This window comes from Meridianimarinicoccus roseus (assembly GCF_003172915.1).
Classification (GTDB): Bacteria; Pseudomonadota; Alphaproteobacteria; order Rhodobacterales; family Rhodobacteraceae; genus Meridianimarinicoccus; species Meridianimarinicoccus roseus.
The window spans coordinates 118,826-138,854 of the sequence record NZ_QGKU01000048.1 but is presented as its reverse complement, the minus strand read 5'-3'; the positions used below and the strand labels follow the sequence as shown (position 1 = coordinate 138,854).

Annotated in this window: 18 protein-coding genes and 1 other RNA gene; 9 read left to right on the top strand and 10 right to left on the bottom strand. The window is 66.4% G+C overall.

Going from position 1 to position 20,029, the window contains the following annotated elements; genetic code table 11:
* Positions 1–34: 34 nt before the first annotated feature.
* The 6 genes from DKT77_RS15860 to DKT77_RS15835 all read right to left on the bottom strand — a co-directional run bounded on the left by DKT77_RS15860 (position 35) and on the right by DKT77_RS15835 (position 7,378).
* Complete coding sequence (locus tag DKT77_RS15860) at positions 35–751, bottom strand: VPLPA-CTERM sorting domain-containing protein (RefSeq protein ID WP_109812647.1); 717 nt, start codon at positions 749–751, stop codon at positions 35–37.
* An 83-nt stretch (positions 752–834) separates the two neighbouring features.
* On the bottom strand, positions 835–2,478 hold the full coding sequence (locus DKT77_RS15855; RefSeq protein ID WP_109812646.1) for an ABC transporter ATP-binding protein: 1,644 nt from the start codon (positions 2,476–2,478) through the stop codon (positions 835–837).
* Positions 2,475–3,629: an ABC transporter permease gene (locus tag DKT77_RS15850; protein WP_109812645.1), complete on the bottom strand. Its 1,155-nt coding sequence runs from the start codon at positions 3,627–3,629 to the stop codon at positions 2,475–2,477. Before DKT77_RS15850 ends, DKT77_RS15855 begins: the two co-directional genes overlap by 4 nt.
* 1 nt (position 3,630) lies before the next feature.
* Complete coding sequence (locus DKT77_RS15845) at positions 3,631–4,716, bottom strand: microcin C ABC transporter permease YejB (protein WP_109812644.1); 1,086 nt, start codon at positions 4,714–4,716, stop codon at positions 3,631–3,633.
* 3 nt (positions 4,717–4,719) lie between these two features.
* Positions 4,720–6,624: an extracellular solute-binding protein gene (locus DKT77_RS15840; protein ID WP_109812643.1), complete on the bottom strand. Its 1,905-nt coding sequence runs from the start codon at positions 6,622–6,624 to the stop codon at positions 4,720–4,722.
* Positions 6,625–6,847: 223 nt separating this feature from the next.
* Positions 6,848–7,378 carry a c-type cytochrome gene (locus DKT77_RS15835; RefSeq protein ID WP_109812642.1) on the bottom strand — a complete coding sequence of 177 codons (531 nt, stop codon included), beginning with the start codon at positions 7,376–7,378 and terminating at the stop codon, positions 6,848–6,850.
* A gap of 133 nt (positions 7,379–7,511) precedes the next feature.
* On the opposite strand from DKT77_RS15835, the gene DKT77_RS15830 reads away from it, so the two are divergent.
* Complete coding sequence (locus DKT77_RS15830; protein WP_109812641.1) at positions 7,512–8,345, top strand: prephenate dehydratase; 834 nt, start codon at positions 7,512–7,514, stop codon at positions 8,343–8,345.
* 23 nt (positions 8,346–8,368) lie between these two features.
* Here DKT77_RS15830 and DKT77_RS15825 read toward each other — a convergent pair whose 3' ends face one another.
* Entirely contained in the window at positions 8,369–8,824 is a 456-nt protein-coding gene (locus DKT77_RS15825) for a hypothetical protein (protein WP_109812640.1), read from the bottom strand.
* Between the two features lie 6 nt (positions 8,825–8,830).
* The gene (gene nudC, locus DKT77_RS15820) at positions 8,831–9,856 is read right to left on the bottom strand and encodes an NAD(+) diphosphatase (RefSeq protein WP_238547946.1); all 1,026 of its coding nucleotides are present in this window, start codon (positions 9,854–9,856) and stop codon (positions 8,831–8,833) included.
* A 246-nt stretch (positions 9,857–10,102) separates the two neighbouring features.
* On the opposite strand from nudC, the gene DKT77_RS15815 reads away from it, so the two are divergent.
* From DKT77_RS15815 to DKT77_RS20725, 5 genes are all read left to right on the top strand, one after another.
* Positions 10,103–12,118 (top strand): 5'-nucleotidase C-terminal domain-containing protein, encoded by a 2,016-nt coding sequence (locus DKT77_RS15815; RefSeq protein ID WP_238547945.1) that lies wholly within the window; start codon positions 10,103–10,105, stop codon positions 12,116–12,118.
* A gap of 212 nt (positions 12,119–12,330) precedes the next feature.
* Positions 12,331–13,338, top strand: a complete 1,008-nt coding sequence (locus DKT77_RS15810) for an ABC transporter substrate-binding protein (RefSeq protein ID WP_109812638.1) — start codon at positions 12,331–12,333, stop codon at positions 13,336–13,338.
* A gap of 239 nt (positions 13,339–13,577) precedes the next feature.
* Entirely contained in the window at positions 13,578–14,381 is an 804-nt protein-coding gene (locus DKT77_RS15805) for an ABC transporter ATP-binding protein (protein WP_109812637.1), read from the top strand.
* Positions 14,378–15,142: an ABC transporter permease gene (locus DKT77_RS15800; RefSeq protein WP_109812636.1), complete on the top strand. Its 765-nt coding sequence runs from the start codon at positions 14,378–14,380 to the stop codon at positions 15,140–15,142. The genes DKT77_RS15805 and DKT77_RS15800 overlap by 4 nt, the downstream gene beginning before the upstream one ends.
* A gap of 135 nt (positions 15,143–15,277) precedes the next feature.
* Positions 15,278–16,126, top strand: coding sequence for a hypothetical protein (locus DKT77_RS20725; RefSeq protein ID WP_146205021.1), 849 nt, complete (start codon positions 15,278–15,280; stop codon positions 16,124–16,126).
* Positions 16,127–16,283: 157 nt separating this feature from the next.
* Here DKT77_RS20725 and DKT77_RS15795 read toward each other — a convergent pair whose 3' ends face one another.
* Positions 16,284–16,847: a cytochrome b gene (locus DKT77_RS15795; protein WP_109812635.1), complete on the bottom strand. Its 564-nt coding sequence runs from the start codon at positions 16,845–16,847 to the stop codon at positions 16,284–16,286.
* A 237-nt stretch (positions 16,848–17,084) separates the two neighbouring features.
* Here DKT77_RS15795 and ffs point away from each other — a divergent pair.
* Positions 17,085–17,181: signal recognition particle sRNA small type (ffs, locus tag DKT77_RS15790), an RNA gene on the top strand.
* 83 nt (positions 17,182–17,264) lie between these two features.
* Here ffs and DKT77_RS15785 read toward each other — a convergent pair.
* The gene (locus tag DKT77_RS15785; RefSeq protein WP_238547944.1) at positions 17,265–17,648 is read right to left on the bottom strand and encodes a hypothetical protein; all 384 of its coding nucleotides are present in this window, start codon (positions 17,646–17,648) and stop codon (positions 17,265–17,267) included.
* 115 nt (positions 17,649–17,763) lie between these two features.
* On the opposite strand from DKT77_RS15785, the gene DKT77_RS15780 reads away from it, so the two are divergent.
* Entirely contained in the window at positions 17,764–19,650 is a 1,887-nt protein-coding gene (locus DKT77_RS15780) for a DNA polymerase III subunit gamma/tau (RefSeq protein WP_420798325.1), read from the top strand.
* 32 nt (positions 19,651–19,682) lie between these two features.
* Complete coding sequence (locus tag DKT77_RS15775) at positions 19,683–20,027, top strand: YbaB/EbfC family nucleoid-associated protein (RefSeq protein WP_109812632.1); 345 nt, start codon at positions 19,683–19,685, stop codon at positions 20,025–20,027.
* Positions 20,028–20,029 lie beyond the last annotated feature (2 nt).

Here is a 20,029-nt window from a genome sequence, read left to right as displayed (position 1 = left end):
ACTCAACGTCATGACGAGACGCGGCCGAACCCGCTCAGCCGCCACGGCGACGGAACGCCGCAAGCCCCAGCAGCCCCGCCGTCAGCAGCGGCAGGCCCGCCGGAAGCGGCACCACCGTTGTGGACGGCGCGCGGTCTATCGTTATGTTCGAGAAGACCGTGTTGTTGCTGCCGTTGTAGACGCCGACCTGGCCGTCCGTGCTGCGACCGGGGGTCGCCTGCCCCGACGCGACGGCCACGCCCGGATTGGCTGAATCGGCGAAGCTGAAGCTCAGGATGCCGCCGATGCTGGACACCTCGAAATCATAAACGACGTTGAGCGACCAGAAATTCGCTGCGTCCTCGAAGATGGTAGCCGCGACGCCGCCGGTTTCCTCTACGATCCAGACACCGTTTGCGAAGGGGCTGACCTCGCTTTCCCAGTCGCCGCCGCCTTCCCATCCGATGCGGATGTTGTTGCTGCCGTCGCCGTAACTCAGCACCAGGCCCATCGTGTCGTCATCGGAATAGGCGCGCATTTGTCCGGCCATCACCCAGTCGCCGACAACCGGGACCGGAGAGACATAGGCCCTGTACCCGTTCCCTCCCATGTCAACCGACTGGGGCGTCACGTTTATACCCCCGCTCTGAAGCTCCGTCTCGGGCTCCGGGGCGCTCAGCCATGTGGTGAGATCCTGCAGCACGGGCGCCGCCGAAGCGCCCCCGGCGGCAAGCGCTGCGGCAAAGCCGCTGGCAAGAAATGACGTCCTCATGAATACCTCCCAGTGTGAACCGCTGAAAGGTTAACATATTACCCAACGTCATCAAAGACCCGTGTGGGGCGGCCGCGCGCTCGTCAGCCGCCGCGCCGCCGCAGCGGCACCACGACGCTGCCGCCCTCCGCATCGGGCGTGATGTTCAGCGCGGCGGCCAGCAGCGCGCGCGTGTACTCTGTCTTGGGCGCCTCGAATATCTCGGTACCGCTGCCCGACTCCACGATGTCGCCCTGTTTCATCACGATCACCTTGTGGGCCATGGCGCGCACCACCCGCAGATCGTGGCTGATGAACAGGTAGGCCAGACCGTATTTCCGCTGAAGCCCGCGCAGCAGGTCGACGATCTGCACCTGAACCGTCATGTCCAGCGCGCTGGTCGGCTCGTCCAGCACAACAAGGCGCGGGCGCAGGATCATCGCGCGCGCGATGGCGATGCGCTGTCGCTGGCCGCCCGAAAACTCGTGCGGATAGCGGTCCGCCATCGCCGGATCGAGCCCGACCTCGCTCAGCATCTCGGCCACCAGGTCCTGCGGCGCGCGCCCGTCCGGCACACCGTGCACGCCCAGCCCCTCGGCGATGATCTGGCCCACGTTCATCCGCGGGCTGAGCGACCCGAACGGGTCCTGGAACACGATCTGCATGTGGCGCCGCACCGGGCGCAACGCCTTGGACTTCGCACCCTGGATGTCGCTTCCCTGGAACACGATCGGCCCTTCCGATCCGACGAGCCGCATCAGCGCGAGCGCCAGCGTGGTCTTGCCAGACCCCGACTCGCCCACGATGCCGAGCGTCTCGCCCGACCGCACGGTCAAGGTGGCCGCGTTCACCGCCTTCACATGACCCACGGTGCGGCGCAGGATACCCCGCGTTATCGGAAACCACACCCGCAGGTCAGTGCAGTCGATGACATTCTCGGCGGCCTCGGGCACCGGGTCCGGCCGGCCGGTCGGCTCCGCCTCCAGCAGCATCCGCGTATAGGCGTGCTGCGGGTTCGCGAACACCTCCTCGGTGCGGCCCTGTTCCACGATGGCGCCGTCCTTCATCACGCAGACCCGGTCCGCGAAACGGCGCACGATGCCAAGGTCGTGGGTGATGAACAGAAGGCTCATCCCCTCCTCGTCCTTCAGTCGCTGCAGCAGGTCCAGGATCTGAGCCTGGATCGTCACGTCGAGCGCGGTCGTCGGCTCGTCCGCGACCAGCAGCTCGGGTCCGTTGGCCAGTGCCATGGCGATCATGACGCGCTGGCGCTGCCCGCCCGACAACTGGTGCGGATAGGCTCCCAGACGGCTTTCCGCCTCGCGGATACCGACCTTTTCCAGAAGGTCGATGATCCGCGCGCGCGCCTTGTCGCCGGTCAGACCCTGGTGCAGCTTCAGGCTTTCGCCGATCTGCTTTTCCAGCGTGTGCAGCGGGTTCAGGCTGGTCATCGGCTCCTGGAAGATGAAGCTTATGTCGTTGCCGCGAATGTCGCGCAGCCGCGCCTCCGGAGCGTTGACCATCTCGCGCTCGCCGAACTTCACCGATCCCGCGACAGTGGCATTGCCCGGCAACAGCGACACGGTGCTCAGCGCGGTGACGGACTTGCCCGACCCGCTTTCGCCGACCAGCGCCACGGTTTCGCCCGCGCCCACCGTGAAGCTGACCCCACGCACGGCATGAACCGTCTTGCCGTCCTGGCTGAACCGCACATCGAGATTTTCGACGCTGAGCACGTGCTGGGTCATTGGAACGTCTTTCGCGGATCGAAGGCGTCGCGCACGCCCTCGAAGATGAACACCAGCAGCGACAGCATGATCGCGAAGGTGAAGAAGGCGGTGAAGCCCAGCCACGGCGCCTGCAGGTTCTGCTTGGCCTGCAAGGTCAGTTCACCAAGCGACGGGGCCGAGGACGGCAGCCCGAACCCGAGGAAATCCAGCGCAGCAAGGCTGCCCAGCGTGCCGGTGATGACGAAGGGAAGCATGGTCAGCGTCGCCACCATCGCGTTCGGCAGCACATGGCGGAACATGATGGTCGCGTTGCCGACCCCCAGCGCGCGGGCCGCGCGGACATATTCGAAGTTGCGCGCACGCAGGAACTCGGCGCGCACCACACCCACCAGCGCGGTCCAGCCGAACAGTGTCATCAGGAATACCAGCAGCCAGAAATCCATCTGGAAAATCGCCGCGACGATGATGATGATGTAAAGGCTCGGTGTCGCGCCCCACAGTTCGATCACGCGCTGGAAGATCAGGTCCACCCAGCCGCCGAAATAGCCCTGCACCGCCCCCGCCGCAACGCCGATCACCGATGTGAGCGCCGTGACCACCAGCGCAAACAGCACCGAAAGGCGGAAGCCGTAGATGACCCGAGCCAGCACGTCGCGCGCCGTGTCGTCGGTGCCAAGCCAGTGCGTGCCATCCGGCGCCGACGGGGCCGTGCCCTCGATGTCGTTGATCGTGTCATAGCTGAACGGGATCAGCGGCCATATCAGCCAGCCGCGCTCCACGTCCGCACCGTCGAAGGCGCCTGTGTCCTCAACCTGTGCGATCACCCCCTCGGGGTCGTCCCAGCAATCCTCCAGCCCGCCCGAAACGATCAGGCAGCGCACCTCGACATCGCGATAGATCGCCTCGGTGGCGAAATCGCCGCCGAAGGCCGTTTCGGGGTAGAAGTTGAAGATCGGCGTGAAATACTCCCCGCGATACTGCACCAGGATCGGCTTGTCGTTCGCGATGAACTCCGCGAACAACGACAGGCCGAACAGCAGCGAGAACACGATCAGCGACCAGTAGGCTCGCCCGTTCGCCCGGAAGTTGCGCCAGCGCCGCTGGTTCAGCGGCGACAGGCGCGACGGCCGCACGGCGGGAATGTCGGCGGGATGCTCGGCCAGCGCCATCTCAGGTCTCCCGTGTCTCGAAGTCGATGCGCGGGTCGATCCAGACATACATCAGGTCCGACACCAGCCCCATCAGCAGCCCGATCAGCCCGAAAACGTAGAGCGTGCCGAAGATCACCGGGTAGTCGCGGCTCACCGCCGCCTCGAACCCGAGCCGCCCCAGCCCATCAAGCGAGAAGATCGTCTCGATGATCAGCGATCCGCCGAAGAACACGGACACGAACACCGCCGGGAAGCCCGCGATCACGATCAGCATCGCGTTGCGGAACACATGGCCGTACAGAACGCGGCTTTCTGTCAGGCCCTTCGCCTTGGCGGTCATCACGTATTGCTTCTTGATCTCGTCGAGGAAGCTGTTTTTCGTCAGCAGCGTCAGCGTCGCGAAGGCCGATATGGTGGAGGCGAGCACAGGCAGCGTGATGTGCCAGAAGTAATCCGCCACCTTCCCCAATGCGCTCAGTTCGTCCCAGTTGTCCGAGGCAAGACCGCGCAGCGGAAATATCTGGAAGTACGATCCGCCCGCGAAGAGCACCAGCAACAGGATGCCGAAAAGGAACCCCGGGATCGCGTAGCCGACGATGATCAGCCCCGAGGTCCATGTGTCGAATTTCGATCCGTCATGCACTGCCTTGCGGATGCCGAGCGGGATTGACACCAGGTAAGCGATCAGCGTGGACCACAACCCGAGACTGATCGACACTGGCAACTTCTCGATCACCAGATCCACGACCGATATCGAGCGGAAATAGCTTTCCCCGAAATCGAAGCGTGCATAGTCCCACAGCATGGTCAGAAAGCGCTGCCAGGCGGGCTTGTCGAAGCCGAACTGCGCTTCCAGCTCGGCGATGAACTCGGGCGGCAGGCCGCGCGCGCCGGTGTAGCGGTCGCTGGTCTCCCCCCCGCCTCCGGCCCCGGCGTCCGCGCCGCCGCCGACGGTTTCGAAGACGTCGCCCTGCCCGTCCATCTGTGCGATGATCTGCTCGATCGGGCCACCGGGGACGAACTGGATCATGGCGAAGTTGATCAGCATGATGCCGATCAGCGTCGGGACGATCAGCCCCAGGCGGCGCAGGATGTAGGCCCCCATGCCCTAAAGCGCCCCGGCGGCTTCAAGCGCGGCGGCCTTTTCGGCGTCGTACCACCAGAAATCGAGATTCCCCAGCGCGTAGGGCGGCAATTCTTCGGGATGGCCGTACATGTCGTAGAACGCGACCGTGTGCGTGGTCTTGTTCCATTGCGGCACCCAGAACTTCAGCGACCGCAGCACCCGATCCAGCGCCATGATGGCGGCGTGCAGGTCCTCTTCGGTCTCGGCGTCCAGCACCACGTCGATCAGCCGGTCCACTGCCGGGTCGCGCAGGCCCATCTTGTTGAACACGTCCGCATCGGCGGTTTCTGACCCGAAATACTGCCGCAGATCCGTGCCGGGGATGTAGTTCGTGGCCATGAAGGTCGTCACCAGGTCGAAATCGTATTCTGGCGGGCGTTCGCGCGCCTCGGCCTGCGCGTTGTCCACCCGCGTGTGGCGGGCATCCACGCCCAGACGCTTGAGGTTCTCCACATAGGGATTGATGACCCGATCGAAGGTCTGGCTGTCGTTCAGGAACTCGACGGTCAAGGTCTGTCCGTCCTTGCGCCGCAACCCGTCGTCGCCGACGATCCAGCCCGCTTCGTCCAGCAGCGCGGAGGCGCGGCGCAGGTTACCCCGGTCCAGCTGCCGGTCGCCGCTGGCGGGCAGGCTGAACGGCGGGTCGGTCAGCAGGCTTTCGTCGATCAGCCCGTCCTCGACCAGCGGGCGCAAGATCGCCAGTTCCGCCTCGCTGGGCGGGCCTTCCGGTTCAAGATAGGAATTGTCCCAGAAGCTGTCCACGCGGTCGTAAAGCCCGTAGAACAGCGTCTCGTTGGTCCATTCGAAGTTGAACATGGTCCCGATCGCCTCGCGCACACGGGGGTCCTGGAACTGCGGGCGGCGCAGGTTGAACACCCAGGCCTGTCCGGTCGCCTTCGCGCCGTTGGGCAATTCTTCCTTCCTGACATAACCTTCGTCGATGGCGGGAAAGTCGTATCCGGTCGCCCAGATCTTGGAGCTCGCCTCGTTGCGGAAGGTATAGCTGCCGCCCTTGAACCCCTCGAAAGCGGCGTTGTAATCGGCATAGTACTCGATCCGCAGATGATCGAAATTGTACCGCCCTAGGTTGATAGGCAGATCGGCGCCCCAGTAGTCGGGGTCGCGGTCGTAGACGATGGTCTGACCGATATCCATGCGCCCCATGACGTAGGGCCCGGAGCCCAGCAAAGGCTCCAGCGTGCTCTCCTCGAAATCGCGGTCGTTCGCCTCGTAATCGGCCTGCGAGAACACCGGCAGGCCGCCCACGTCCTGGATCAGGTCGCGCGTCGGAATTCCTTCGCTGAACACGAAGCGCACGCGGCGATCGTCCAGCGCCTCGGCGCTTTCCACCTTCAGCGCCAGCTGCGCGCGGAAACTCGGCAGGCCCTTCTCGCGCAGCAATTCATACGAGAACACCACGTCCCGTGCGGTCAGCGGGCTGCCGTCGGAAAACGCCACCCCCTCGCGGAGGGTGAAGATCACCTCGCTGCGGTCGGGCGGATAACTGATGGTCTCGCACAGCAGGCAATAGGCCGTGCCGATCTCATCCGCGGTGCCGGTCAGAAGCGTCTCGAAGAAAATGGAGGCAAGCCCCGCCGCACGGCCCTTCAGCGTATACGGGTTCATGCTGTCGAATGACCCGAAGGTCCAGACCGACATCTCCCCGCCCTTGGGCGCCTCCGGATTGACATAGTCCAGATGCGCGAAATCGGCCGCGTATTTCAGCCCACCGAAGGTCGCGATGCCATGCGCGGTTATCCAGTCCGCCCCAGGCGCCGCGGCGGTCCCGCCGGTGCCGGACGCGGCCAGTACAGCCGCCAGAAGCGCGGCAAGCCTATGGCGGGACGGCCGGGTTGCGGTGTCGGCATCATCGGGGTGGTGCGGCATCGGGTCCTCCGGCGTCTGGAACGGGGTCTGCGACAGATCGCGCACGATTGTCGAAGCATAAGCTATGGCTCAATGCCCGGCACATTCAAGGCACGATTGCGAAACCGTGACCGCCTGCGCGCGCAACAAAACGAAGAAAGCCGCCCGCGAACGGACGGCTTGCATAAAGGGCGGCACTTCCGTGCAGCGCCCGGCCCACCACAGGTGGCCCGTGACGCAAGGATCACTCGGACGGCAGCGTGTAGTCCGGCGACTTGGAAATCAGGTACGCCACGAGGTCCGCGCGGTCCTCGTCATCGGCCAGACCGCGATAGGACATGGAGGTGCCGCTGGCGAAGCCCGACGGGTTCTGGATCCAGGCGTTCATGTTCTCCAGCGTCCAGACCTCGCCCGAGGGCAGCGCGCCGGAATAGCCGAAATCACCGATCGCGGCGATCTCGCGGCCCATGACGCCGTCAAGATGCGGGCCGACACCGTTCACCGGCTCGTTGATCTTGTGGCACGCACCGCACTGGCGGAAGATCCGCTCGCCCGCACCTGCATCCGCGCTCTGCACCAGCGTCAGGAAATCGACCGGCGCTTCGTCTTCGGCGGCATCGTCACCTTCGCCAGTGTCGATCACGTAGGCCTGCTCGTGCGCGCCGTGCCCGCCGCCGTGATACAGCGCCTCACCAAGCCATCCGCCCAGCAGATAGACCAGCAGCGCACCACAGAACGCGCCCACAACCTTTGTCAGTGTCATCGTGTCAAGCATTACGCAGCCTCTTGTTCCGAACTTGGCGTCATGTAGCGGGTTCCCATGACCGGCTTCAAGGTATAATCCCGCGACCAAACGACCAGTGCGCGGGCGCTTGCCTGCCGCAAGATCAGCAGGACACCCCCGTTTCATGCCAAGCATCGCGTTCCAGGGCGTCGAAGGCGCCTATTCCCACGAAGCCTGCCACGCCGCCCGGCCCGATCATGCGGCGCTGGCCTGCCGCACATTCGAGGACGTGATCGACGCGGTGCGCGACGGGTCGGCCGACCTCGCGATGCTGCCGGTGGAGAATTCCACCTACGGCCGGGTGGCCGACATCCACCGCCTGCTGCCGGAAAGCGGGCTGCACATCATCGACGAGGCGTTCGTGCGGGTCCACATCAACCTGCTGGCGGTGCCCGGCACGCCGCTGGCCGAGGTGCGCGAGGCGATGTCGCACACCGTGCTGTTGGGACAGTGCCGCGGTTTCCTGCGCGAGAACGACATCCATCCCGTGACCGGCGCGGACACAGCCGGGTCGGCGCAGATCGTCGCGCGCGAGGGCAATCCGGCGCGCGCCGCGCTCGCGTCGGAACTGGCCGGCCGGATCTATGGGCTGGACGTGCTGGCCCGCCATATCGAGGACCAGAGCAACAACACGACCCGGTTCCTCATCATGGCCCGAGAGCCGGACCCGGCGCCGCGCGGCAGCCACGGGATGATGACCAGCTTCGTGTTCCGCGTGCGCAACATTCCCGCCGCGCTCTACAAGGCGATGGGCGGGTTCGCGACCAACGGCGTGAACATGACCAAGCTGGAAAGCTACATGGTGGGCGGCTCGTTCACGGCCACGCAGTTCTTCGCCGACATCGAAGGCCACCCGGCCGATCCGGCGGTCGCCCGCGCGCTTGAAGAACTCGACTACTTCACCTCGACGCTGGAAATCCTCGGCACCTATCCCGCCGATCCCCGCCGCCACGACTGACCATCGCGGCACGCGAAACCTGCTCAGTCGGCCGTTTCCATCGCCTGCGCGACAGCGGCCAGTCGGGCAGCGAGCCGGGCGTGCAAACTGTCCTGCATCAGCCGCAGGCTGGCCAGTACCATGCGCCCGCGGAGTGACCGCGCGGCCAGCGCCAGCGTGACCTCCAACATGCTCGCGTCGGCCTGCGGCCCCGCGTTCTCGGGCACGGGGCCGACCCGCACCAGCCCCGAAAGCGCCAGCCCGTCGATTTCGCCCTCCAGCAGGTAGCCGGTGCCGGGATACCGCTCCGTCACGTGCAGCGCGCCGCGCCGTTCGATGCCGTGCAGGTTCAGCGTGACCGTCCAGGCGTCACCACCCGGAGCAGGCACTACCACCAGCCGCGATCCCGCCATCCGCGCCAGCAGCGCATCGACATCAGCGACGGCGTCATGGACCGGGCCGGGCGGCCGCGCGACCGGCTGCGTCAGGTGAACCCGCACAGCGCCTCAGACCTGCAGGGGCACCGGCGCGGCACCCGTTTCGTCCGCAAGCCAGCGTTCCACCACATAGCGCGCGACCGCGCCCGGCCGCGCCGCCGTGATCTCGGGATGGGTGCCAAGATGGGCTTCGACCATCTCCTCGCGGCTGACCCAGCGCGCTTCCTCGATCTCGGCCGGGTCGATGGTGATTTCCGCGCTCAGCGCCTCGCCCCGGCAGGCCATCATTAGACTGGCCGGGAAGGGCCAGGGCTGGCTGACGATGTAATCCACCCGCCCGACGCGCACGCCCGCCTCTTCGAAGACCTCGCGGCGCACCGCCGCCTCCAGCGTCTCACCCGGCTCCACGAACCCGGCAAGCAGCGAATACATCTTCTCGGGCCAGCCCGGAGAGCGGCCCATGAGCACCGCGTTGCCGCGTGTGACGAGCATGATGACCACCGGATCGGTCCGCGGGAAATGATGTGCGCCGCAAGCCGGGCAGTCGCGCTGCCAGCCAGCCTGCGCAGGCAGGCTTGCTGCGCCGCATTTCGCGCAGAAACCGTGCCGGGCGTGCCAGCCGGTGAGCGCCCGCGCGGTGGCCGCCAGTTCCGCGTCGCGCGCCGACAGCCGCGTCATGCAGGCGCGCAGTTCGGCAAAGCGCGTGTCGCCGGGAAACAGCGGATGCACCTGTTCACTCTGATCGAGAAAGCCGTCCAGCGGCCCCTCGGGCGGCACTTCGGGGGTCCAGCCGGAGAGGTCGACGGCGAAGCGTGGGGCCGCGCCCGCGTCCAGACCCAGGAATATCGGCGGGCCCGCCTCCGTCAGCCCCGGCTGGTCCACGGCAAGCCATCCCAGACCATCCACCGGGCTGCCCGTGACCAGCGGCTTGTCGCGCCACAATGGCAGCACCCGTGCGCCAGGATGCGCCCAGGCCGCCGCCAGAGCCGCAGGATCGCCGCGCATATGTGCGGCGCGATCGAGGCCAGAGCCGCCGAAGGTCAGCGCGGCGGACAGGCGCAACGCGCCGGCGGGAGATCCAGAAAGGTCGGTCATGCTGCCCGCCGAATGGCACAGGCCCGCGCGCATTGCAAACCCCGCGCAGATCCCGCCCGGTCCCGCGCACGATGCGCCGCCCGATGTCCCGCGAAGGCCGCTCCCGACGCGGCACACGCCCCGGGCGGCATGGCGCGCGCGCAACACAAGCGCCCGATCTGCCAGAACTTTTTCAACCCTTGGTTGCCTCTCGGCGGATTGTTGCCGATCATGCGGCACGCAGTCCCCAGCAGAAGGGCCAATGACGTGACAGACCCCGCAGACTCGGCCCCGGCAGACCCGGCAACGCCCGCCACCCTGCGCCTGCGCATCCTGTGCACCACCGACCTGCACGCCCATGTCTGGCCTCACGACTACCAGACCGACCGGCCGACCAAAGGCCGCGGTCTCGCGGCCCTTGCCACGCTGATCACGGCGGCGCGCGCCGAGGCAGGCCAGGACCGCACCCTGCTGGTCGATTGCGGCGACATCCTGCAGGGCACCGCACTTGGCGACTGGGCCGCGCTGCAGAGCACCGCCCGTATCAACACCACCGACGACCCTGCAGCACCGGGCCCGGTGCACCCGATGATCCGCGCGATGAACCACCTGCGCTACGACGCCGCCGCGCTGGGAAACCACGACCTGAACTACGGGCTGGACCCGATGACAGCGGCCTTCGCCGGGGCCGATTTCCCGGTGCTCTGCGCCAACCTCGTGGCCGATCTCGGCGCGACCCCGCCCGAGGATACCCCGATCGTGCCGCCCTGGTGCATCCTCGACCGGCAGGTGCCAGACACGCAGGGCTGCGCCCAGCCGCTGCGGATCGGGCTGATCGGCACCGCACCGCCGCAAAGCGCGGTTTGGGATGCCGCCGTGCTGCGCGGGCGCGTGGCCGCCCGCGACGCGGCGCAGGCCGTGCGCGCGCACCTGCCCGCCCTGCGCGCCGCCGGATGCGACCTGGTGATCGCGCTCAGCCACGCCGGGATCGGCAGCGCCCGGCCCGCACCGATGGAGGAGGACACCAGCCTCGCCGTGGCGCGAATTGACGGAATCGATGTCGTTCTTGCCGGGCACAGCCACCGGCGGCTGCCGGGGCCCGATTTCCACGGCACGCCCGGTGTGGATGCGGCAGCGGGGCGGCTGGCGGGCAAGCCCGCGGCGATGGCCGGCGCGTTCGGCAGCGATCTCGGCGTGCTCGACCTCGCCCTGGCAGCGCGGCCCGGCGGCGGTTGGCGGCTGGCGGCGGCCGATGTGTCGCTGCGCCCTGTGAAGGACACGGCCGCCGACCCCGCGGTGCTGGACCTGACGGCCCCGGCGCACCGCGCAACGCGCGGGCAGATGGGCCGGATCGTCGGCCATAGCCGCACCCGGCTGCACAGCGTCTTCGCGCTGACCGGGCGGGCGCCGGCCCTCGCCCTGCTGGCCGAGGCGCAGGCGGCACACGCCCGGCGGCTGGTGACCGGCACCGCGCTGGACGGGCTGCCGCTGCTCAGCGCGGCGGCGCCGTTCAAGCATGGCGGGCCGACCGGGCCGGATGGGTTCGTGGACATCCCCGCAGGCCAACTGCGCCACCGCCACATGGTGGAACTGTCGCCCTTTCCAAACCAACTGTGCGTGCTCGCGGTGACCGGGGCAGACCTGCGGGCGTGGCTCGAACGGGCGGCGTCGGCTTATTGCACTGTGCCGCGCGGGGCCCGCGATGCAACGCTGATCGATCCGGCAGCGGCGGCCTACACCTTCGACGAAATTCATGGGTTGACCTACACGCTCGACCTGTCGCGGCCGCCGCTGCACGATGCACAGACCGGGCGCGCGCTGACGGCGGCACAGCCGCCCGCAAGCGGCGCGCTGGCCGAGGACGGCGCGGGTTGGACCGGCATGGACGGCACAGACGAACCGCAGGCCGACAGGTCGCCCCGCGCCGGGCGCGTCACCGCGCTCTACCATGCCGGGCGCGCGATCGCGGACACCGACAAGTTCGCGGTGGCGACCAACAGCTACCGCGCCAGCGGCGGCGGCGGCTACGGGATGATCCCGAAGGGCACGCCGCGCATACACTCGCGCGAGCCGCTGCTGGACCTCCTGCTGCGCCACGTCGCCGGGGCGGGCGAGATCGCGGCGGACGGCCCCGCGCCGCACCGCTTCGCCCCTCTGGGCGCGACCGCGCTGCTGCGCACGGCGCCGCAGGTCACGCTGGACGACCACGGCGACCCGGACCGAAAGCTCGCTCCGCTCGGGCTGGACGGCGACGGCTACGGCGTGTTCCGCCTGTTCCTATAGCAGCCCCGGCCCGGCAACCCTTTCGCAATTCGCCTAATTTTTGGGCGACACGCGCAGCAAAACGGCGCATTCTGCGGCGCGCCGCGATTTGCGCGTCGCCTGTCCCGCCGTCCCGTTCCGCTCCCCGACCGGTCGGCTAGGCTTCGGCTGACACGAAGCAACGTGGCGCATCCCGGCGCAAGCCCACGCCACCCAACGAAAGGACCTCCCTGATGTTCCAGCGCGCCCTGTGCAGCCTGGGCCTGGCCGCCAGCCTTGCGGCCGGTTCCGCCGGCGCCCAGACCACCATCGACTTCGCCCTCGACTGGAAATTCGAAGGCCCGGCGGCGCCGTATTTCGCCGCCATCGACAACGGGCATTTCGCGGAACAGGGGCTGGAGGTCACGGTGACCGCCGGTGCGGGCTCGCTCGATGCGATCCCGAAAGTGGCGACCGGTGCCTACCCGGTGGGCTTCGCCGATATCAACAGCCTCGTGAAATTCCTCGACCAGAACCCCGGCGCGCCGGTGATCGCGGTGATGATGACCTACGACAAGCCGCCCTTCGCCGTCGTCGGCCGCAAGAGCCTTGGCGTCGAAGCCCCGAAGGATCTCGAAGGCCGCATCCTCGGCGCTCCGCCGCCCGATGGCGCATGGGCGCAGTTCGCCCCCTTCGCCAGCGCCAACGAACTGGACATGGACGCGATCACCGTCGAACCGGTGGGCTTCCCGACCCGCGAGCCGATGCTGGCCGAAGGCAAGGTGGACGCCGTGACCGGGTTCAACTTCTCCAGCTACCTCAACCTCGTGCGGCTCGGCGTGCCCGAGGATGACATCTCCACCATCCTGATGGCCGATCACGGGCTTGCGCTTTACGGCAACGCGATCATCGTGAACACCGACTTCGCGGCCGCGAACCCCGACGCGGTGAAAGGCTTCATCGCCGCCGTCGGCGCGGGCTGGAAGGACGCCATCGCCGATCCCGAGGCCGCCGTCGCACAACTGCTTGAACGCAATCCCGCCGGCGATGCGGCACTGGAAACCCGCCGCCTGCAACTCGCGCTCGATGCCAACGTGATGACGCCCTACGTGATGGAAAACGGGATGGGCAACATCGACGCCGCGCGGTTCGAGAAATCGCTGTCGCAGCTTGCCGAAACCTTCGAATTCCAGACCACGCCCGATGCGTCGCTCTATTTCACCGATGCCTACCTGCCCGACGGCGGCATCGCGCTGAACTGATCCGCGCCGACCCGCACGAACCGCACGGGGGCCGCGCCACACGGCGGCCCCCGGCCCCGTCCACACCGACCCTGCCGCGCCCGTTCGGCCCCGGACGGCACCGGCGCGACCCGGACAGGACCCCACGGAACCGCTAAAGGCTCCCTGCAGGTGTCCGAAACGGGTCACGACGGCGCCTTCCGGACGCAGCCCGCCGCCCCGGCAGCCGTCCCGCACCGGTCCCAGGCCCCATGACACACATGCCGGCGCATATCGAATTGCGCGAAATCACCCATGCCTACCAGACCGATGCCGGCCCCCTGCCGGTGCTGGACAACCTCAACATCAAGATGGCCGAAGGCAGCTTCACCGCGGTCGTCGGCCCTTCGGGTTGCGGCAAGTCCACCCTCACCCGCCTGATCGCAGGGTTGATGCGCCCGGACGAGGGGCAGGTCTGGCTGGGTGGCAAGATGGTCACCTCGCCGCGCCCGACGGTCGGCATGGCGTTCCAGAACCCGGTCCTGCTGGAATGGCGCACGATCCTGCGCAACGTCATGCTTCCGCTGGAAATCGTCGGCCAGCGCATGTCCCGCTCAGACCAGGAAGCGCGCGCCCGCGAACTGCTGTCGCTGGTCGGGCTGGAGGGGTTCGAAGACAAGCGCCCGTCCGAGTTGTCCGGCGGGATGCGCCAGCGCGCCTCACTCTGCCGGGCGCTCGTCCACCGCCCCGAGGTGCTGATCCTGGACGAACCCTTCGGCGCGCTCGACGCCTTCACCCGCGAGGACCTTTGGCAGACCATGGCCCGCCTGCGCCACGAGGAAAAATTCACCGCCGTGCTCATCACCCACGACCTGCGCGAAAGCGTGTTCCTCGCCGACAACATCGTCGTGCTGTCCGGCCGGCCCGCGACATCGCAATACGTTCTGGCCAACACACTGCCCGCGGACCGCACGCTGGACGATCTCTATGCCCAGCCCGCGACCGAGATGCTCGCGATCCTGCGCCACCAGATCCAGGTCGCGCAGGGCCGCGCCCCCGCCGAACCGCAGGAGGCCGCCCAATGACATCGCTCAGGAAATTCGCCGCCCCCGTGATCGCCATCCTGCTGTTCCTGGCGGGCTGGGAATGGCTGGTCTGGGTCAACGGCTGGCCGACCTACAAGATGGCCGCGCCGTCCGATCTCTGGCCCGCCTTCTGGAAATTCCGCTGGCTGTTTCTCGAATACGGCTGGCAGACGCTCTGGCGCACCGTGGCGGGGCTCGCGCTCGCCATCGTCTTCGGCGTGGCGGTGGGCATGGTGATGGGCTTCTCGCGCACGGTGCGCGACGGGCTCTACCCGCTGCTGGTGGGGTTCAACGCGATCCCCAAGGCGACCGTGGTGCCGATCCTCGCGCTGATGTTCGTGGGCCAGCACGACATGAACACGATCCTCATCGCCTTCATGATCTCCTTCTTCCCCATCGCCGTCTCCGTCTCCATCGGCCTGAGCACGCTGGAGCCGGAATACCGCGACATCCTGCGCTCCCTCGGCGCCTCGCAGGTGACGGTGTTCTGGAAGATCGCGCTGCCCAAGACCCTGCCCGAGTTCTTCGGCGCGCTGAAAGTGTCGGTCACGCTGGCCTTTATCGGCACCAACCTGATGGAGATCATCTCCCCCCACGGCCGCGGCCTCGGCGCGCTCTTCGACAGCGGCAAGATCAGTTCGGACTACCCGCTGATGTTCGCCGTCCTTATCGCCTTGGCGCTCTTGGGGATCGTGCTGTATTATATCGTCGTAGCGCTGGAGAAGACGTTTGCGGGCTGGGCGGAGCGGGCGCCGGGGTGACGCCTAACTGGCGGCAACCGGATATTCGCTGCGACGTTTATCAAGGCCCGTCCTCAACTGACTTGAATTGTTGCAATAGGGACCATCTTTTGATAATGGTTTGGGCTAATTACTAAGAACTCTTGGGAGATTCCATTGAGCTTTCCGATCCCATCTCGTCGCAACCGTGATACAGTTGATGTTGAGCGAGATGAACGGAAAAGACAAAAGAGCCCTGGCTCGTTTTTCTACTCCCAAGGGAAAGGCCAAGTTTTAGCTGCCTGCTACTTTTCTGATGAGAGACTAGCGGAGTCGGCTCGTGGCGGAATTGCTTTAAAGCATCGTCACCGAATTCACTTAGCATTGTTTGGCCAGCTCATGGCTTCATTTGAGTACTTCTTAAAAGACTTCGTTGCGAAGGCGGTAGATGCCACGACCCTCTTGGATGAGAAGATCAAGAAAGAGAAGTGGCTCGAGATTAACGTGGACCGGGTTTTGGCAAACCGCTCTGGCATGGCCACGATCGGCTCCACTCTCGTTCACTCTACGCTTGGCTGGCACTCTCCAGCGCAGGTAAATGCGAGATACTGTAGCCTTTTTAACAGGAATGCCTTCGGTGCTCGGGAAGTGGAAACATTGGAAAAGCTTTGGATTCTTAGACACTCAGTAGCACACAACGCCGGTATGATCATTCACTATGATGCAACACGTATAGGCGACGAGATGCTAGCAGATCATGCCGCCGAAATTGATGCAGCCTTCATATCCGAAACTTTTAATTTTCTGAGTCCCATTTCAAAAACGATTTGTGAGGAATGCGGCGGAAGCCTGCTTAGGCAACAATTCCAACCTCTTTATGCACGTGGCCCGGACTACCTCACTGATATGCCAGTTTATGCACGATTAAAGCCTCTATTTGAGTATGTGGATTCCAGAGCCCGCGAGCTATCACAAGTTAACAAAACTTCGTATCAAGCGGATTTTGCCCGGTTCGGCTCTCCTTGAGAGAAGTTAAATATACTCATGCAACTCACGTAACAAGGGAAAGCGCAGGATTCGCGGCGAATATTCACTTAGAAAGGCGATACAGTGGTAGCCGCAGATAAGGTCGATTTCCGCGTTGGGCGCCAAACAGCTAAACGCCCCAAACCAACCCTCCCAACTAACGCCCCCCACCCCACAACATCATCCGCTCCATCACCCCGTCCTTCTTCACCTTCCAGTGCATCATCGCGGCGCCCGTGTGCAGCGCGATCAGGCCGACAAGCCCCACCGCCACCAGACCGTGCATCCAGAACAGCGTCTCCGACAGTCCCTCGTTCTTGGGCAGGATCCCCGGCAGGCGGCCCGAGAAGAACTCCACCGGAAAGCCGCCCGCCCCGGTCGCCAGCCAGCCCAGCAGCGTCATCCCGATCAGCCCGACATAAAGCGCCCCGTGCACGGCGGCCGAGGCGGCCCGCTCGAACCCGTTCAGCGTCGGCGCGGGCGGCGGCACGCCCAGCCCATAGCGCGCGGCGACCCGCAGCAGCATCAGCCCCAGGATCAGCAGGCCCAGGGTCTTGTGCGCCGTATAGATCGTGTTCGTCACGTCCATGCCGAAAGTGTCGCGCAGCCCCTCGAACCCGAAGCTGTAGAGCATCGCGCCCCCGGCCAGAGACCCCAGCACCAGCACCGCGATGATCCAGTGCAGCAGCCGCTGGACGAGCGTGTAACGTTCCATCTGCATCGCGCGGGACCTTCTTGTTGACCGGGACAGAACCATTCGTGCCGCAACGGCAGGTTTAGTCAAGCGCGGGGCACGGCGGCGGGCGATTTCCCCCGGCGCGCGCCGGGGTGCGCGGCCCAGAGACGCTTCATACAAGACTCATATGGAATTCATATGCGAGTCATATGGAAATCCGATGCCGGTTTACCGGGCCGCGACGGGGTTGCATCCGGCGGCCGCCTCCCCTATCTCGGGGTCGAGAGGTTGGCGCGGGCAGGCGCCTCGCCAACCCGGTCAGGTCCGGAAGGAAGCAGCCGTAACGAGCCCCGCTTGGGTCGTTGTCCAGCCTCTCACCCCACGCACGGGCGGTGCGGCCACAAGGCCCCGCCCACTGGGGCATCACAGATACCTTTTTATTTTCAGGCACTTGGATGGCGCTCATACCGTCGACAGGAAGGCGTCAAGCTCGTCGTCCAAGGTCGTGTTCTCGGCCATCGCCCGGACAAGGTAGTCGACGACCACCTCCAGCAGGCGCCGCTTGATGTCGGCGGGCAGGAAGGGCAGCGTCAGCATCCCTTCCAGCATCGGCACCAGATTCTCGCGCAGCGCCTGCGCCACGATGTCGGCCACCCGGATCTCCGGCGCGTTCAACCCCGCCAGCAATTCGTCCGGCAACCGCGATTCCACTTTCTCGTCGATCACGCGCGCGACCTTGAGAAAGATGTCCGCCTCGCGGTCGCTGCTCACGAAGGGAATGTTGATTGATTTGTCCAGCATCCGCGCGATCTTGGCGTGCTGGGTCGGGTTCAGGAAGTTGGCCATTCTGCGCCTCCTCAGCCAAATTCGGGACACCCCGAGAAGGCCCCGCGACGTCTGCCCGCGCAAGTCAGCCATTCCGCACCGCGGGCGCACCGCTGGACCTTGGCGGATCCGACCCATAGGCTGGGGCGACAACGAATCCGAAAGGCTCCCTCGCGTGGCAGAAACGACCGGCTATCAGGTGCTCGCCCGCAAGTACCGGCCCGACACCTTCGCCGATCTCGTCGGCCAGGAGGCCATGGTCCGTACCTTGAAGAACGCCTTCAAGGCGGGGCGAATCGCGCAAGCCTTCATCATGACCGGCATCCGCGGCACCGGGAAGACCACGACCGCCCGGATCATCGCCAAGGGAATGAACTGCACCGGCCGCGACGGGCCGACGACTGACCCGTGCGGCACCTGCCCCCAATGCACGCGGATCGCGGCGGGCACCCATGTCGACGTGATCGAGATGGACGCGGCCAGCAACACTGGCGTGGACAACATCCGCCAGAACGTCATCGACAGCGTGACCTACGCGCCCGCCGAAAGCCGCTTCAAGATCTACATCATCGACGAGGTGCACATGCTGTCCACCTCGGCGTTCAACGCGCTTCTCAAGACGCTTGAAGAGCCGCCCGCGCATGTGAAGTTCATCTTTGCCACGACCGAGATCCGCAAGGTGCCGGTGACGGTGCTGTCGCGGTGCCAGCGGTTTGACCTGCGTCGGATCGAGCCCGAGGATATGCTGGCGCTGCTGCGCCGCATCGCAGATGCAGAGGGCGCGCGGATCGACGACGGCGCGCTGGCGCTGATCACCCGCGCTGCCGAAGGCTCCGCGCGGGACGCAACATCGCTGCTGGACCAGGCGATCAGCCACGGCCAGGGCGAAACCACCGCCGAGCAGGTCCGCGCGATGCTTGGGCTGGCCGACCGGGGTCGCGTGCTCGACCTGTTCGACATGGTCATGTCCGGCGATGCAGCGGGCGCACTGAACGAGTTGTCGGCGCAATACGCCGACGGCGCGGACCCGCTGTCGGTGCTGCGTGACCTTGCCGAGGTGGCTCACTGGCTTTCCGTCACCAAGGTCACGCCCGGCGCGGCGGATGACCCGACCCTGCCACCCGACATCCGCGAACGCGGCGGCGCGATGGCCGGAAAGCTGTCGCAGCGGGTGCTGGGGCGGGCATGGCAGATGCTTCTGAAAGCGTTGGAAGAAACCGCCGCCGCGCCGAACGCGATGATGGCCGCAGAAATGGCGCTTATCCGGATGACCCACGTGGCCGACCTGCCCCCGCCCGAGGACCTCATGCGCCAGCTTGAGCGGCTTCAGGGCGGCAGCGGCGCGGCGGCACCGTCACCCGCGCCCGCGCCCGGCGTCGCGCCTGCGCCGGCCGGGCAAGGCGCCCCCCCGCACCCGGCATCCGCGCAGCCCGCACCTCTCCCACAGGGCCCGGACGGCGGCGGTGGAAGCGCGCGGCTCAGCCTGCATCAGGGCGGCGGCGCAGCGGCAGTGCATCTGACTGCGCCGGCCCCCGCACTCGACGCCTATCCCGATTTCGAAAGCGTGGTCGCCCTGATCCGGCACCGCCGCGACGTGAAGCTGCTGGTGGACGTGGAAACCGGCCTGCACCTTGTGGCCTATGCGCCAGGGCGGATCACCTTCCGGCCCCATGACAGCGCGCCAGGGGATCTTGCGCAGCGACTGGGCGCGAAGCTGCAGGGATGGACCGGCATCCGCTGGGCGGTCAGCGTGACCACGGCGGAACCCGGCGCACCGACGATCGCGGAAACGCGCGATGCCGAAAGCTCGGCACGCAAGGCGCAGGCCCGCACGCACCCGCTTGTGGCGGCGGTGCTCGCCGCCCTGCCCGGCGCCGATGTCGGCGAAATCCGCACACCCGGCGACCTTGCGGCGGCAGCGGCACGCGACGCGCTGCCCGAAGCCCCCGACCCCGACGACGACACCGGCGGCGCGGACGATCCTGGCGAGGGCTGGGATCCGTTCGAGGACGACCCGGCCTGATCTGATTTCCTCAACCCGAAAGGAACCACACGATGTTCAAGGGACTTGGCGGCCTTGGCGACATGGGCAAGATGATGAAGGCGGCCCAGGAGATGCAGACGAAGATGACCGCGCTGCAGGAAGAACTGACCCGCATCACCGTGACCGGCGCAAGCGGCGCGGGCATGGTCACTGCTACGGCGACCGCGAAGGGCGAGTTGACCAGCCTGTCCATCGACCCGTCGATCTTCAATGCCGACGACAAGGAGATGGTCGAAGACCTGATCCTGGCCGCGATCAAGGACGCGCAGGGCAAGGCGCAGGAGCGCACGCAGGAAGAGATGCGCAAGCTTCAGGAAAGCATGGGCCTGCCTGCCGACATGAACCTGCCGTTCTGACC